The organism is Bacillus sp. GB_SG_008 (genome assembly GCF_052038115.1).
GTDB lineage: Bacteria > Bacillota > Bacilli > Bacillales > Bacillaceae_G > Bacillus_A > Bacillus_A rhizoplanae.
Window position 1 is genome coordinate 66,241 of the sequence record NZ_JBPZSK010000007.1, and the last position, 14,626, is coordinate 80,866.

Annotated in this window: 14 protein-coding genes; 5 read left to right on the top strand and 9 right to left on the bottom strand. The window is 35.2% G+C overall.

Going from position 1 to position 14,626, the window contains the following annotated elements; all coding sequences use genetic code 11:
- Positions 1 to 30 precede the first annotated feature (30 nt).
- The 5 genes from rlmD to ACTDJC_RS17740 all read right to left on the bottom strand — a co-directional run bounded on the left by rlmD (position 31) and on the right by ACTDJC_RS17740 (position 5,159).
- Positions 31 to 1,416: a 23S rRNA (uracil(1939)-C(5))-methyltransferase RlmD gene (gene rlmD, locus ACTDJC_RS17720; RefSeq protein ID WP_253628504.1), complete on the bottom strand. Its 1,386-nt coding sequence runs from the start codon at positions 1,414 to 1,416 to the stop codon at positions 31 to 33.
- Positions 1,417 to 1,426: 10 nt separating this feature from the next.
- A complete protein-coding gene (locus ACTDJC_RS17725) occupies positions 1,427 to 2,290 on the bottom strand; it encodes a DNA-3-methyladenine glycosylase family protein (protein ID WP_440604230.1) in 864 nt (287 codons plus the stop codon).
- Between the two features lie 58 nt (positions 2,291 to 2,348).
- Entirely contained in the window at positions 2,349 to 3,131 is a 783-nt protein-coding gene (gene pdaA, locus ACTDJC_RS17730; protein ID WP_098310891.1) for a delta-lactam-biosynthetic de-N-acetylase, read from the bottom strand.
- Between the two features lie 201 nt (positions 3,132 to 3,332).
- Entirely contained in the window at positions 3,333 to 4,859 is a 1,527-nt protein-coding gene (locus tag ACTDJC_RS17735; protein ID WP_253628501.1) for a fumarate hydratase, read from the bottom strand.
- Between the two features lie 117 nt (positions 4,860 to 4,976).
- Positions 4,977 to 5,159 carry an SE1561 family protein gene (locus ACTDJC_RS17740; protein ID WP_098310889.1) on the bottom strand — a complete coding sequence of 61 codons (183 nt, stop codon included), beginning with the start codon at positions 5,157 to 5,159 and terminating at the stop codon, positions 4,977 to 4,979.
- Between the two features lie 442 nt (positions 5,160 to 5,601).
- On the opposite strand from ACTDJC_RS17740, the gene yfkAB reads away from it, so the two are divergent.
- Entirely contained in the window at positions 5,602 to 6,729 is a 1,128-nt protein-coding gene (gene yfkAB, locus ACTDJC_RS17745; RefSeq protein WP_098310888.1) for a radical SAM/CxCxxxxC motif protein YfkAB, read from the top strand.
- A gap of 129 nt (positions 6,730 to 6,858) precedes the next feature.
- Here yfkAB and ACTDJC_RS17750 read toward each other — a convergent pair whose 3' ends face one another.
- The gene (locus tag ACTDJC_RS17750; RefSeq protein ID WP_098310887.1) at positions 6,859 to 7,656 is read right to left on the bottom strand and encodes a YfkD famly protein; all 798 of its coding nucleotides are present in this window, start codon (positions 7,654 to 7,656) and stop codon (positions 6,859 to 6,861) included.
- 133 nt (positions 7,657 to 7,789) lie between these two features.
- The gene (gene cax / locus ACTDJC_RS17755) at positions 7,790 to 8,848 is read right to left on the bottom strand and encodes a calcium/proton exchanger (protein WP_141525096.1); all 1,059 of its coding nucleotides are present in this window, start codon (positions 8,846 to 8,848) and stop codon (positions 7,790 to 7,792) included.
- A gap of 198 nt (positions 8,849 to 9,046) precedes the next feature.
- Here cax and ACTDJC_RS17760 point away from each other — a divergent pair, with 198 nt between their 5' ends.
- The 3 genes from ACTDJC_RS17760 to ACTDJC_RS17770 all read left to right on the top strand — a co-directional run bounded on the left by ACTDJC_RS17760 (position 9,047) and on the right by ACTDJC_RS17770 (position 10,272).
- Positions 9,047 to 9,463 (top strand): pyridoxamine 5'-phosphate oxidase family protein, encoded by a 417-nt coding sequence (locus ACTDJC_RS17760; RefSeq protein ID WP_098310886.1) that lies wholly within the window; start codon positions 9,047 to 9,049, stop codon positions 9,461 to 9,463.
- Between the two features lie 162 nt (positions 9,464 to 9,625).
- Entirely contained in the window at positions 9,626 to 9,772 is a 147-nt protein-coding gene (locus ACTDJC_RS17765; protein WP_028411195.1) for a BH0509 family protein, read from the top strand.
- Between the two features lie 71 nt (positions 9,773 to 9,843).
- Positions 9,844 to 10,272, top strand: coding sequence for an EamA family transporter (locus ACTDJC_RS17770; RefSeq protein ID WP_098310884.1), 429 nt, complete (start codon positions 9,844 to 9,846; stop codon positions 10,270 to 10,272).
- A 25-nt stretch (positions 10,273 to 10,297) separates the two neighbouring features.
- Here the strand turns inward: ACTDJC_RS17770 and ACTDJC_RS17775 are convergent, their stop codons facing one another.
- On the bottom strand, positions 10,298 to 10,900 hold the full coding sequence (locus ACTDJC_RS17775; RefSeq protein ID WP_253628498.1) for a DedA family protein: 603 nt from the start codon (positions 10,898 to 10,900) through the stop codon (positions 10,298 to 10,300).
- 363 nt (positions 10,901 to 11,263) lie between these two features.
- Here ACTDJC_RS17775 and ACTDJC_RS17780 point away from each other — a divergent pair, with 363 nt between their 5' ends.
- Entirely contained in the window at positions 11,264 to 14,062 is a 2,799-nt protein-coding gene (locus ACTDJC_RS17780) for a dynamin family protein (RefSeq protein ID WP_440604231.1), read from the top strand.
- A gap of 134 nt (positions 14,063 to 14,196) precedes the next feature.
- Here the strand turns inward: ACTDJC_RS17780 and ACTDJC_RS17785 are convergent, their stop codons facing one another.
- Positions 14,197 to 14,622: a hypothetical protein gene (locus tag ACTDJC_RS17785; RefSeq protein ID WP_440604232.1), complete on the bottom strand. Its 426-nt coding sequence runs from the start codon at positions 14,620 to 14,622 to the stop codon at positions 14,197 to 14,199.
- Between the last annotated feature and the right edge of the window lie 4 nt (positions 14,623 to 14,626).

Sequence of the window (14,626 nt, forward strand, 5' to 3'; positions counted from 1 at the left end):
CGATAAGGCCTATGGCTCACTACTACACCTTTAACTTTCTTTTCTAACAAGCCTTACAACATTCTCCACATGCGCCGTATGTGGGAACATATCCACCGGCTGCACATACTCCACTTCATAGCTCTTCATTAATGTTTTCACATCACGTGCTAATGACGAAGGATTACAAGAAACATACACAACTTGCTTTGGTTTTACTTTCAAGATCGTTTCAAGTAGTTTATCATCACAGCCTGTACGCGGCGGATCGACAACGATGACATCCGGACGCCACCCTTCTTTCACCCATTTTGGTAACCATTGTTCTGCTTTTCCAGCCTCATACTTTGTATTTGTAAAACCGTGACGTTTTGCATTTTTCTTCGCATCTTCAATCGCTTCTGGAATCACATCCATACCACGTACTTCCGCTGCATCTTTTGCAAGCCAAAGTCCGATTGTACCAACACCGCAATACGCATCTACGATTTTTTCTTTTCCTGTTAAAGCAGCTGCTTTTTTCGCTTCGTTATATAAAACAACTGTTTGCTCAGGATTCAACTGGAAGAATGCGCGTGCCGATAATTCAAATGATAAATCACCAAGCGTTTCTTGAATGATTTCTTTTCCAGCTAAGCGGAATGTTTTATCACCAAAAATAACAGATGTTTTACGCCAGTTCACATTTTGCATAATCGATTTTACAGTTGGCATCTGTTTTTGTACTTCTGCGATAAATTGATCTTTATTTGGTAATTCTTCTTTTGTTGTAATTAATGTGACTTGTACTTCCCCTGTTTGAACCGCAGCACGTGTCACAATTGTACGTACAAGACCTTTTTGTTTTTTCTCATTGTAAATAGAAATGTTCAGTTTTTCTAATATACGTCTTACAACTTTTGTTGCTTCGTTTGTTGCTTTATGCTGAATCATACAATGAGAAATATCAATTAATTGATGTGAGTTTTGTTTGTATAAGCCTGTAATGACTTTTTCGTCTTTACGCCCTACTTGCAATTGACTTTTATTGCGATAATGCCACGGATCTCCCATACCAAGCGTCGGACGAATATCCGCTTCCATACTTCCGTTCATATACTTTTCAAATGCTTGTACAACAATATCACGCTTTTGATTCAACTGCTCTTGATAATCTAAATGTTGCAGCTGACAACCGCCACATTCATCGTATACAGGACATGGCGGCTTCACACGATGCGGTGAAGCCTTGCGAATTTTTTTCACTTTTGCTTCTGCAAAACCACGTTGAATTTTCGTTGCTTCTGCAACAACTTCCTCTCCCGGTAATGCTCCTGGAATGAAGACAACTTGTCTCTTAAAGTAACCTACGCCCTCTCCGTTAATTCCAAGACGTTTAATTGTCACAGGAAACGTTTGACCAACTTCCAACTTACTCTCATGTTGTTTTTGTATCATTGTTACACCTCTACTCTATACTTTTCCATAAATATAATGATGCATAACTGCAATATGGTTCACACTCTTGTTTCATTCGTTCTAAAAATGCGTCATCTGGCTTTTGTTCTAACTGAAATAACTGTTGAAGCGCGCGTTGAATTCCGATATCTGCTTTTGGAAACATATTTTGGCGTCCAAGCCCGAACAGTAAGAAATTTTGTACGGTCCATGCCCCAATACCTCGCAGCGGCAATAGTTGTTCTCTAACCTCTTCGTCAGTTTTTCCCTCTAACTCTTCTAAGTTTAACTTACCGTCCATAATATGTTTCGCAAGTCCAATGATATATTCTGCCTTCCGCTGACTAAATTTTTGATTTCTCAATTCTTCTACTGTAATATTTGCTACTTGTTCAGGTTTTGGAAAAAAGAAAACACCGTGTTTCTCTATTCCATATGTTTTTACAAATTGTTCTGTAAGCTTTGTAGCAAATTTCAAATGAACTTGTTGATGAATAATGCAGCGAAGAAGACAAGCGAAATAATCAAACTCTAAAATAATTGGTGTATATGCAAATGTTTCAAAAAGCGGACGTAATGACGTGTTTATAAAATGATTTTGAATCTCATGAAAAGGTTGATTCCATTGGAAAATAGAAAAAATACGCTTCTTAATTTCATCTTGTTTGTCTGTTTGACTAGAAATCCAAAATTGTGGCTGTTCCATTGTTCCCTTCCCCTGTACACGTACAACAAGTTGCTCTCCATCTATGCTAAGCGGAACATGAATTGTTTTATCTTCTAGATTAACGACATTTAATGGATCAAAAGATAATCGCTTTAACACTTCTTCAAAACGATACGGGTATTCTAACGTAACTTGTTCGCTCCACATACGTTCCTCATCCTTTTTACACATCATTATAGCATGAGAAAACCGCAAGCATACATGCTTACGGTTGATTGCCTTTTACTAAATCATCTAAGCTTTTAAAATGATACCCCTTCTCGCGTAAATCATCAATGATTTTCGCCAATGCTTCTGTATTATCTTTGGAAACAGAGTGCAGTAAAATAATAGCTCCAGGGTGAATCATATTCATAACATTATTATGAGCATATTGCCATCCTCTTTGCTGATCTACTTTCCAATCGAGAAAAGCAAGTGACCAAAATACATTATAATAGCCCTGTTCTTTTGCAAGTGCTAATGTACGCTCACTAAAAATCCCGCGTGGCGGCCTTACATATAGTACTTCTTTTTGGCCAGTTACCTTCTTAATTTCATCTTTTACAATTTGCAGTTCTTCACGAAGCTTTGTGTCATTTACTGTTGTAAAATCCGGATGACTTTGTGAGTGGTTTCCAATAATATGTCCTTCATCTGCCATTCTTTTCAATAAATCTGGTTGGCTTTTTATATAATGTCCTGTTACAAAAAACGTTGCTGGTACCTTCTTTTCTTTTAACACATCAAGAATCTTTCCTGTAAAGCCATTTTCATACCCATTATCAAACGTTAAGTAAATATCTTTTTTCTTTGTATCCCCTAAATAAAATCCTCCATTTTTCTGCAGCAGCTCTGTAAATTTCTGACCAGCATCCGGAGGAGTTTCATTCTTCGCACGTGGAATCCCCCAATGATTCGGTGTATTCACATAAGCAAACACAGAAGCTGGAACAAGTACCATCATAATTGAAAAGATAATACTAATGTATAACCAATTACGCTTCATTTATAAGCTCCTTTTCATATATAATCGTACTTGTAGTTTCTGTGTCTCTAATTTGTTTCATGCTGAACACGTTTTTCCATTTATACCAATACAAAGAAAGAAACTGACTCAATATATCGACCACTATTTAAAATATATCGGCGCTTCGACACATCAAACGCAAGAAAGGGAGCTGACAAAAGTCAGCTCCCTTCATCTTTCTTATTTAAATACTGGTTCTTTAAACGTTGCTAATTTCTCTAAAGATGTTTTATCAACATCAGCATGTAAGCTATTACCGTGAGAATCCATCGTTACAACTGCTTTGAATCCTTCTATACGTAAATGCCACATTGCTTCTGGAATACCAAATTGTAAGAAATCAACATTTTCTACTTCTTTAATACACTCTGCGTAGTACTGTGCTGCACCGCCAATTGCATTTAAATATACGCCGCCATGCTCATTTAATGCTGCCAATGTTTTCGCACCCATACCACCTTTACCAATAACAGCACGAATACCAAACTTCTTCATAATATCGCCTTGGTAAGGTTCTTCACGAATACTTGTTGTTGGTCCTGCCGCTTTAATTTTCCAATTGTCGTTTTCATCTTTTACAACAACTGGTCCGCAGTGATAAATAACTTGTCCATTTAAATCAACTGGGCAATCGTTATCCATTAAATGCTTATGAATCGCATCACGACCTGTGTACATCATACCGTTAATCGTTACAACATCACCGACGCGAAGTTCACGAATTTGCTCTTCTGTAATTGGAGCTTGCAGGACGATTTCACGTTGCGTATTTGCATCTTCCTTCGCTTCCTCGTGCTTTAACGTATCTTCACCTTCTTGATATAACCAGTCAATGATTTCACCTGATTCTGGATGAATCATTACACCTAAGCGGCGATATGCCCAGCAGTTATACGCAACAGAAACATAAAAACTAGCTGGAAGACGGTTGTATACGCCAATTTTGCAACCAAGCAATGTCGTTTCGCCGCCAAAGCCCATCGTTCCAATGCCAAGCTTATTTGCATTTTCAATAATATATTCTTCAAGCTGCTTCAATTCTGGGATTGGATTTTCATCATCTAATGTACGGAATAATTGGTTTTTCGCAAGCTCATAACCAGACGTACGATCTCCTCCGATACCAACACCAATTACACCAGCACTACATCCTTGCCCTTGTGCTTGGTATACCGCATGAAGAAGACATTTACGAATTCCTTCTAAATCGCGACCAGCTCGTCCTAGTCCTTCTAGTTCACAAGGTAAGCTATATTGAATATTTTTATTTTCACAGCCACCGCCTTTTAAAATAAGACGTGCATCAATATAATCTTTTTCCCATTGTTCAAACTTAATAACAGGTGTTCCTGGTCCTAAGTTATTTCCGCTATTATCGCCAAACAGAGAATCAACAGAGTTTGGACGAAGCTTTCCGTCTTTTGTTGCCTGTTCAATTGCTTGGTAGATCGCTTCTTTAATGTGTAATTGATTTACACCAACTGGTGTGTAAACTTTAAAAGTTGGCATCCCTGTGTCTTGGCAAATTGGCGAAATATTGTCATCTGCCATTTTAATGTTATTTGTAATTGTTCCAAGCGCCATCGCTGAACGAGTCCCTGCATTTTCTCGTTCTTTCGCTCGTTGAATTGCACGGCGAACATCTTTCGGTAAATTCGTCGACGTTTCAACAATTAGTTGATACATGCTTTCTTGAAGCTTTTTCATTATTACTTCCCCCTCAATTGTGAACGCTACCAAAACGCTTTAAAAAATTTCACATTTTGATTATACCTCTTTTTTTGTGTTGCTTCTAACAAAAAAGAATCAGCAATTTGCTGATTCTTACTCACCTTTTTTAAATTGCTCGCATTTAAATTCAATATCATCTAACATTTCAAGAAGACGGTCCACATCTTCTAGTTCTACATCTTCTGGTTCAATTGTATCAATAACTTCTAAAAACATATTTAGACGTTCTTTCAAATATACTAATTGTGAATCTTTATCATAAGTAGCATTTCCCATAGGGCTCTCTCCTTTTTGTTCGAGTTATCCTAATAAGCTCTTACTAAACATAAGTGTTCCTATATATTTACGAAAAATAACACACTTATACAACTCGATTGCTTCGACTCATATTCAGCATACTCATGGTTTGCTTGTTGAATCTTTATTTTATTATACAGCAAAAATGATTATCACGGTCATGAAATTTTTTCTTCAATTTAAGTAAAATGGTTTATCCCGCTATTCGCAGACAGTAATCCCCATTCCTCAAAATTCAGCATAAAGCAAAGAAGTTAGGTAGGAATAACTGCCCGTAAAAGTCCGATTGGTTCAACTAACCATCAGCGGGGAAGAAAAAAACTCCCCACTGATGGAAGTTTCACTTTATTAAAAAGCAATCTTCTTCTATCATAGAGAATGGACAAATTGTTATTTCAATAGTCAAAGGAGTATTTCATAAATGAATACATCACAAAAAATGAAGCCGATTACTCCTTCTTATGATCCATGGGAAGCGTATATGGACCTTGAAGAGTATGGCAAATTATTATTAACAAACGTTGAGTTTACAACTACAACGTTATGCAACATGCGCTGTGAACATTGTGCTGTTGGTTATACATTACAGCCAAAAGATCCGAATCCACTTCCGCTTGATTTGTTATTACAACGATTAGATGAAGTTCCTCATCTACGTTCTTTAAGTATTACAGGTGGCGAACCAATGCTTTCAAAAAAATCCGTTGATAACTATGTAACACCGCTCTTAAAATATGCTCACGAACGAGGCGTTCGTACACAGATTAACTCTAACCTAACTATAGATTTAGCTCGTTATGAACAAATTATTCCTTACTTAGATGTTCTTCATATTTCCCATAACTGGGGAACTATTGATGATTTCGTTGAGGGCGGATTTGCCATGATGGAACGCAAACCATCATATGAACAACGTGCCAAACTATTTGAACGTATGATTTCAAATAGTAAAGCATTATCAGAAGCGGGTGTTCTTGTTTCTGCTGAAACAATGCTAAATAAACGTACCCTTCCACACATTGAACATATTCACCGTCAAATTGTTGAAGAGATGGGCTGCAAACGTCATGAGGTACATCCGATGTATCCAAGTGATTTTGCGAGCAATCTTGAAATTTTAACGAAAGATGAAATTCGCAGTGCAATTTCACATCTTCTTGATATTCGTGATGAAAATGTATGGATGTTATTTGGAACATTGCCATTCTATGCATGTAGCAATGACGAACGTGATTTAGAAGTATTCAAAAAGCTACATACAAGTAAAAACGTCACAGTACGCAATGATCCAGACGGTCGTTCTCGCTTAAATGTAAATATTTTTGACGGTAATATTATCGTTACAGATTTCGGTGACATTCCATTGCTTGGAAACGTCCAAACGAACACATTGCAAGAAGCTTATGACAAATGGAGCTCTTCACAAACAGCAAAAGAATTAAGCTGTCATTGTCCAGCTGTAAAATGCCTTGGACCAAATATTCTTGTGAAAAATAGTTATTATTCAACAGAAGACTTCTTAACAAAACAAGCGAATCTCACTCTATAAGTGGGAAAAAAAAAGCCAGCGCAATATGCGCTGGCTTTTTTTCCCTCTATTCGCCGGCAGTAAGAGCCCGATTGGTGAGAGCTTTCCATCAGTGAAAGATGAAGAACCCCCAATGATGGAAGTTTCACTTTATTTTGGGGTAGGAGACGAAATAAACTTAAATGAAATATGATCTTGAATTGGTATGGAAGCTCCAATTCCTTGTGATGTTATATTTTTTATCATAAGTTTTCGCTGATTTCCTTTTAAGACAAGATATACTTCTCCAAATGTTACTTTTCCTTTTTCATTAACTGCTGGCGTATATGCATATAAGTATCCAAGTTGTTTCGGACTAATATTGTATACTCGTTCATGCTCGGTTCCATAGCCAATAATTGTTTTAAACGAAAGAGGTAAGCGTACTTTTTCCATTGCTTTTAGTAGCATCATCTTCTTTACATCTTCCGCATTTTTAATGTAAGAAGTGAGTCCACCTTCCACAATTTTTTGTGCTTCTTGCTTATAACGAAGTGAATAAAACCCCTGCCCACCACGATTATCATGGAAATTCCGATTCACTTGTCGATATTCCCAATTCATCGTTGTTTCAGTTGATTCATAATTTAAAGGCCATTGTCCTAAATAAATTTTAGCCCGGTATCCAACTGCAAGCGGCGCATTAGAAATAGACGTTTCATTAAACATTCGAATTAGGTCCGGATTTTCAATCACTATTGGCGATGTTTCAAGCAATGTTTTTGCTAGTTCGCTCGGTTGTAAGCGCGGCAAATCTTGTGTTGGATTTGGATACGTATTTTCTTTTGAAATGTTTAAAACAGACGGTGGAATTTTCACATTCAGTTCTGTCTTTGCAAAGCTACTACAAGGGAATAAAAAGATAAACGAGAACATGATGATGAGACAAATACTGGACACTCGTTTCATCCGTAAAGCTCCTTCCTAATGGGACTATACGGTTATATTCTTTTCCGCACTCCTCGTTGTTATCCAAACTTTTTATCAAAAAATAGGAGAAAACCCCACTTCAAGATCTAAAAGTGATAAGTGATAGAAGTTTTTATAATAAATAAAAACCGATACCCATAATGAGATACGCTGCAAGTAATGTTAAACCTTCAAACCAATTCGTATCGCCATCATTTGATATAGCAATTGTCAAAAATACAGCTGTAATCATTGCCACTAATTCCGGGAAAGTGAATATAAGAGGCATTTCCACTGCAAAAAACATAGAACTAATGACAAGTACAGGCGCAACAAACATTGCAATTTGTAATGTTGATCCAACTGCAATTTCAACTGCAATATTAACCTTATTTTTGTAGGCCATGAGAATAGCCGATGCATGCTCTGCTGCATTTCCAACAATGGCCACAATAATAACCCCAATAAATAATTCACTCCAGCCAAATGCTTTTGCAACTGTTTCAAACGTATGTACAAGCGCCTCTGATACATAGCCAACCGCTACTGTTGCAAGTGCTAAAATAAGCAACGCTCTTCCTTTTGACCATTCTGGCTCTTCGTCGTGTTGTTCTATTATTTCTTCTTTAGGCTGATATACTCCTCGATGCGTGACAAGTTTAAAATACAATGCAGCTAAATATAAAATAATCATAACGATTGAAACGCCAATACTAAGTTGGAATGTTTTTCCTATGTTCATTTTCATTGAAAATATTTCTGGAATAACAAATGCAACAACAACCGCAAAAATTAATAGGGCTGAATTATGTCTTGCATCATATACATTAAAGCTTTGACGTTTATACTTTAGACCACCTACAAAAAATGAAAGGCCGCCCACTAATAATAGGTTACCGAGAACAGAACCTGTTAACGAAGCGAGCACTACTTCTATTAACCCAGCTTGCAATGCAAAAATAGAAATAATAAGCTCAACTGCATTACCAAATGTTGCATTTAACAAGCCACCGATACGTGGTCCTGACAAAATCGCCAAACTTTCTGTCGCTCTCCCCATAAAGCCAGCAAGCCCAATAATCGTAATACAATATACGGCAAACATAATTGTTTGTGGCCAGTGCATGACGTTACCAAGAATGGAAAACGGCACACCAATAACTACAACGAATAAAAAGATTTTATTAAACATCCTTTTCATCCTTCCAATTTTCATCAATTACCCTTTGTTTTATCATTATTCTTCTAACTTACCCAATTTTCATAAAAATTACGTTTAAAAAAGGGCATTGAAGAAAAAAGTAAGAGCGAGCAAAGAATTTTTCATCACGTAAAAGCCTGTTAATTCAACTAATAATAAGTGCGAGACAATAGAAAGGGGCATAAACAAATGCATATAAAAGAAAAAATAGCAAATATCATTCAAAATCAAAAAACAGGTGTACTGGCAACACTTCGTGACAACAAACCACATAGCTGCTTTATGATATTTTTTCATGAAGATTTCGTATTGTACGCTGCAACAGATCGTCATTCAAAAAAGATAACAGATATAGAACAAAATCCAAACGTTCATATTTTACTTGGTAAGGAAGGAAAGAACTGGGATGAAGAGTACATTGAAGTAGAAGGAATCGCTTCTATTGAAGAAGACAATACATTAAAAAATAAATTCTGGACAAACAGCTTGAAACGTTGGTTACTTGGTCCTGAAGATCCAAATTACGTTTTAATAAAAATTAATCCTGAAACAATTTATTACATTGATAGTGTCGGTACAACGCAACCAGAATTTTTACGCCTATAGCAAAAAGAAACGAGATCTCACGAAATATGAGGTCTCGTTTTGTCGAAAAGTTCTTTTCCAAAAAAAATTGAAAAAGCTGGAACTTTCTAAAGATTCTGTTATATAATAGCATTAACTTAAATAAACTGTATTAAAACAGAGTGAAAGGGGAAATAAAAAATGATGAAAAGAGAAGAACGGAAAAACATGATTGAATTTATTGAAAAGAAAAAAGGGATTGAACGCGAAGAACTTATGTATATGACAGATGACGAGGTAGAACATATTTATAACGTGACGTACTTCTTATATGAGGAGATTGCAGAATAATAAGAAAAGACCATTCCCTAACAGGAATGGTCTTTTTTTATGTAAAATAATAGATGATCGGAGGAATTCATATGAGCTCATGGTTATTATTCGCATTACTATCAGCAATCACGGCAGCACTTGTATCTATCTTTGGAAAAATAGGACTAGAAGGAATTGATTCGAACGTTGCAACGACAATTCGTTCAATCATTATGGCCTTATTTATGATCGGCGTTATTATCATCCAAGGAAAATTCCAAAATATCGGAGAAGTATTAGTAAACAAGAAAGCATTATTATTTATCACACTTAGCGGTGTAGCAGGGGCTTCTTCTTGGCTCTTTTACTTTCTCGCCTTAAAAACAGGAAAGGTTTCACAAGTAGCACCTGTTGATAAGTTAAGCGTGGTCTTTTCGATTATCCTCGCTATGATTATTCTTGGTGAAAAATTAAATTTCATGACTGGTATCGGTGTTCTCCTTATTACAACAGGAGTTCTTTTTATTGCTTTTAGTTAATAAAAAAACCGCTATATAATATAAATTAGCGGTTTTTCTTAGCTTTTTGTATTCTTACATATGTATAAACAATCAAAGCGATGACAATTGAAATAATAAAAATCCAAAATCCATATCGATGTAAATTGTACTCTACCTCTCTCCACTTTTCTCCTAATTTCCATCCAAGCCCAATAAATACACTCACCCAAATCAAAGCACCGCCATACGCATATAAGCAAAACTTACCCCATTTTAAGTTGGACATTCCTGCAAAATATGCAGTTAGATGTCTGACACCAGGTAAAAAATAGCCAATCATTAGTAAAAAAGGACCATACTTCCCAAATAAAATATGAGTCCTCTCAATTTGTGCTTCTTTAATTCCCACTTTAGAACCATATTTTTTTAGTACAGGAAGTCCTAGCTTTAAACCGAGCATATAACTTAATGTAATCCCAAGTATAGACCCAGCCATACTGCTCATAAAAGCCTCTGTACCTGACATATATCCCCTTGAAATATTATATCCGATAAATGTAAGTAAAAATTCATCTGGTATCGGTAATCCAACGATTCCTCCAGCAAGTGCAATAATAATTCCATAATAACCATAGTGTGCGATTAATTCACCAATATGTTGTTCCATTCGCACGACACATCCAATACGTTATCGTTATTCCACATTGTACCCTCTCTATCAATGAAGCAAACATGGCATACATATTCACTATACATTGTTTTTATAACGAACTCTACATGTAATGTTACAACTTAATGTAGAATATTATATTCGCATTAAGTTATTAGGAACATCTAATGTTGTTTCACAACTGAAAGGAAATTGAAAAAGAACTGAAACTTTTCGCATAAAAATTCAATCATACTTAAAAAATGAAAGGAAAATGAAATTTTCCAAAAGAAAATCTTTGTTAAAATAAAAAGTATAAATACAAAAAAATGTTGACACATAGAGGAAAATGTATTTTTCAAGATATAGTGGGGGAAAAATATGAGATTAGAAAAACAATTAATAAAAAAGATATATTATGAAACATTCTTAATGGAGAATGAAACACATCCACCTCTTCAAGTACTTGGAGAAGCTTATTTAAACGAACAAAAAAATGAGTTTTCCGATGGATCTTATATTCGTTTTGCACAAGGTGAATTTTATTATCACTATCAAGATTTTGAATCAGCTATTTTTAAATGGGAGAAAGTCAATAATGAATTAGCACCATGGGCACAAAAAAATATTGCGGATGCTTACTTCGAACTTAACCAATTATCAGTTGCTGAAAGTGTTTATACATCAATTACTACTGATAATAAAGTACTTATGACTGAAATTTCATTGCAATTACTTTCTCTTTACATCGAGCAAAATAAATTTGATTCAGCTTTCGCTGTTATTAAAAAAGCGGTTTCTTTAAATCCCGATTATCCAAACGTCACAACAATTGCACGTTCCTTTTATGAAGAACAGCAAGATTTTGGCAGTGCAGTAGAGCTTGCTGTGAATGAGTTAATTCGAACAGAATCTTTTCCATGGTTTGAGGTTCTAAAAGAATATATTGATAAAGGATTTACTAAAACCATTTCACCAGATTATTTTTATGAAGTATTAGTTACATTAAATAATGTAGACCAAATACAATTTACGCAAATTGTTGCATCGCTTTGGCATAGCTATAAAAATGAACAAACTTATTTATTATGGCTTAAAACAATAAATGAATTTTTCTTACATATCGAAATACATTCGTCCGATATATGGGACAAAATTTCTTCTCTTTACGAAGAAACGTACTTTGAATTAATTCAAGGTCAATATATGCTGAGACAATTACACGATATCATTCCGAATCTTTTAACAAATTGGTTAAAGGTAACCAATCCGTCTCAGTCTGTATTTCCATCTTCAGCAGTATTAGCATGGGATGAGATTTTCCCTTCCCAAATAGATTCAGCAGATATAAAACATGCAGAAAATACCCTATCATATTCTACCAATTACACTGATGGATTAGAGTATAGCTTACATCTTTTTGAATCTATTACACAGTGGGCACAAAGAAATGATTTAGAAATAGGCCATCGATTTAGATGGTTAGTTGGCGAGCTTGCAGATTTAAAAACAAATCGCCTTTTAATAACAGGAACTTCAGGAAACGGAAAATCTTCATTTATTAACTCTATACTGGGAGAAAATATATTAGAAGACTCCAGCTCAAATGTAATTGTCTTTAAAAATGATGCTCAGACAGAAATTAACGCCGTAACAGATTCAGCAATTACAACGACTGAGAATTTCTCTGATTTCCATAACATGTTGTCTATGCACCGCCAAACATATAGAGATAGAGCATGTGTTGAATTTAAATTACCATGCAGATTTTTAAGTAAAAATAAACTTACATTCGTTGTTACACCTAGCTTCAGCAGAAACAATGATAGTAGAAATGAAACATTTGAATATTTAAATTCTGCAGATGAATTATTATTCGTATTGAATGCGGATTCACCTTTTACTGACAAAGAACGTGACATTCTATTAAGCATTCAAGAACATACACCAAATCTACAAATTCATTTCTTATTAAATAAAATTGATAACATTTACAGTGAAGCAGAAGCAAAAAGAGTTATACATGATACGCAAGCGAGAATAAACGCATATTTCCCGCATGCGAGGGTTTTCCCTTATTCTTCGTTATATACAAATAGTCAACAACTAGCCGAGTTCACTGAGTTTATTCATTTTAACTTTAACCATAAAAATATCGATGCAGAACGTACTGAAAAGCTATTAGTTTTCATTCGAAAAACAATTACATATCTTTTGGATAAACGCGTCGAGATGGAAAACAACCTAGTGGATTCCATTAGTTGGAATGAAGATATTTTAGTTAGACTAAATGGTTTTATTAATAACCTTACTGCTTTTGAAAAGGAAAAAATTCAGTTTATTACAGAATCATATCGTAAAATGAAAAAAGAAATTACTCATGATCTGACAGAACATATTCCGAAACTATTACAAAGTTGTTCTGATTTAATTAGCGAAGAGAGCGATTTCGGACACATTGATATTGAACTAAATACAGCGATGAACGAAAGAGTTCAAAACTATCTAGAACAAACTGTATTACCTAACCTTGCTCTCTCTATGAAAAATTGGATTGAAGCTTCTAATAACGAGTTCCTTCAAAGTCAATCGTACTTAGAAGAAATCAGTGAAGGACTTAATTCTTTATGTGGAGAAAATCGAATACAGTTAGAATGTGACTTTAAAGTGCTCGATGATTGGCGCAGAGATACTGATAGAATGACAACTAGAATACAAATGGAAGAAGTGAATATCTTACGCCGCTTTACACCAGCACAATTTTTACTGAAAAGTGCCGGTAAATTATTTGGAGTTCTTCCTAAAAACAAAGCAATGCTATATAACAAATACAAACAGTATTTAGAAAATGAAGATTATACCGATGTAACAGCTTCTATTATGAACAAATTTTTCTTGCAGTTTGAGCTATTTGAAAACGCACTAGAGCGAGATATTACTATGTTCTTTAGAAATCCATTTGGTGCGTTGAAACAAGCTGTAGAAAACACTCATTTAGAGATACAAGAAAATCAAAATACACTGCATAAAATGAAATCGAATCCTGAAGTTTATCATGACCCTATAACGCTCTTTGAATTGAGATTATGTCAGTATGAAGTAATCTTAAATATAGGTAAAGATAATTCCTATCCAGATTCAACTTTAGAAACAGAAATAGATGAACTATCCACCTTTTAACTTTCTCATATTGTAGTAAATAAGAACCAAAAAAGCAGCCTATATTGGCTGCTTTTTATACTAAGCTCTTATGTGAATGTAACTCTTCTTTCATTCTGTTTTATCCCGCATTAACGGGTAGTAAATCCCCCGTTTCACTTTACATCCCAAATCACATCATCAACCTTTGCTTCCACACGAATTTGCTGAATAAATTGTTGTCTTTCATTTTCGTTACGAATTAGTTTATGTATATACCGCCGCTCACTCAACAAATTCCGATAATGCTCTTCTGTATGAATTATATCTCGGCATTTTACATCTTCATATATAACTTTGAACCAATCATATCCTTTTAACTTTTCAATATGACGAGCAAATCTTCTTTTCTTTCGCTTCTCTCGTCCTTCTATGCTTTCTAACGCTTGTTCTACAATTTCCTCTGCTATACCTTCTCCTACAGCTTTTACAATTCCAACTGTTCCGCGAACGATAACCTTTGTAGCATCTACTGCCGCCTCTCCTAGTGCAATTGCTCCTCGTACAACCCCAGCGAGAATGTGACCAATAATATCTTCCATATCC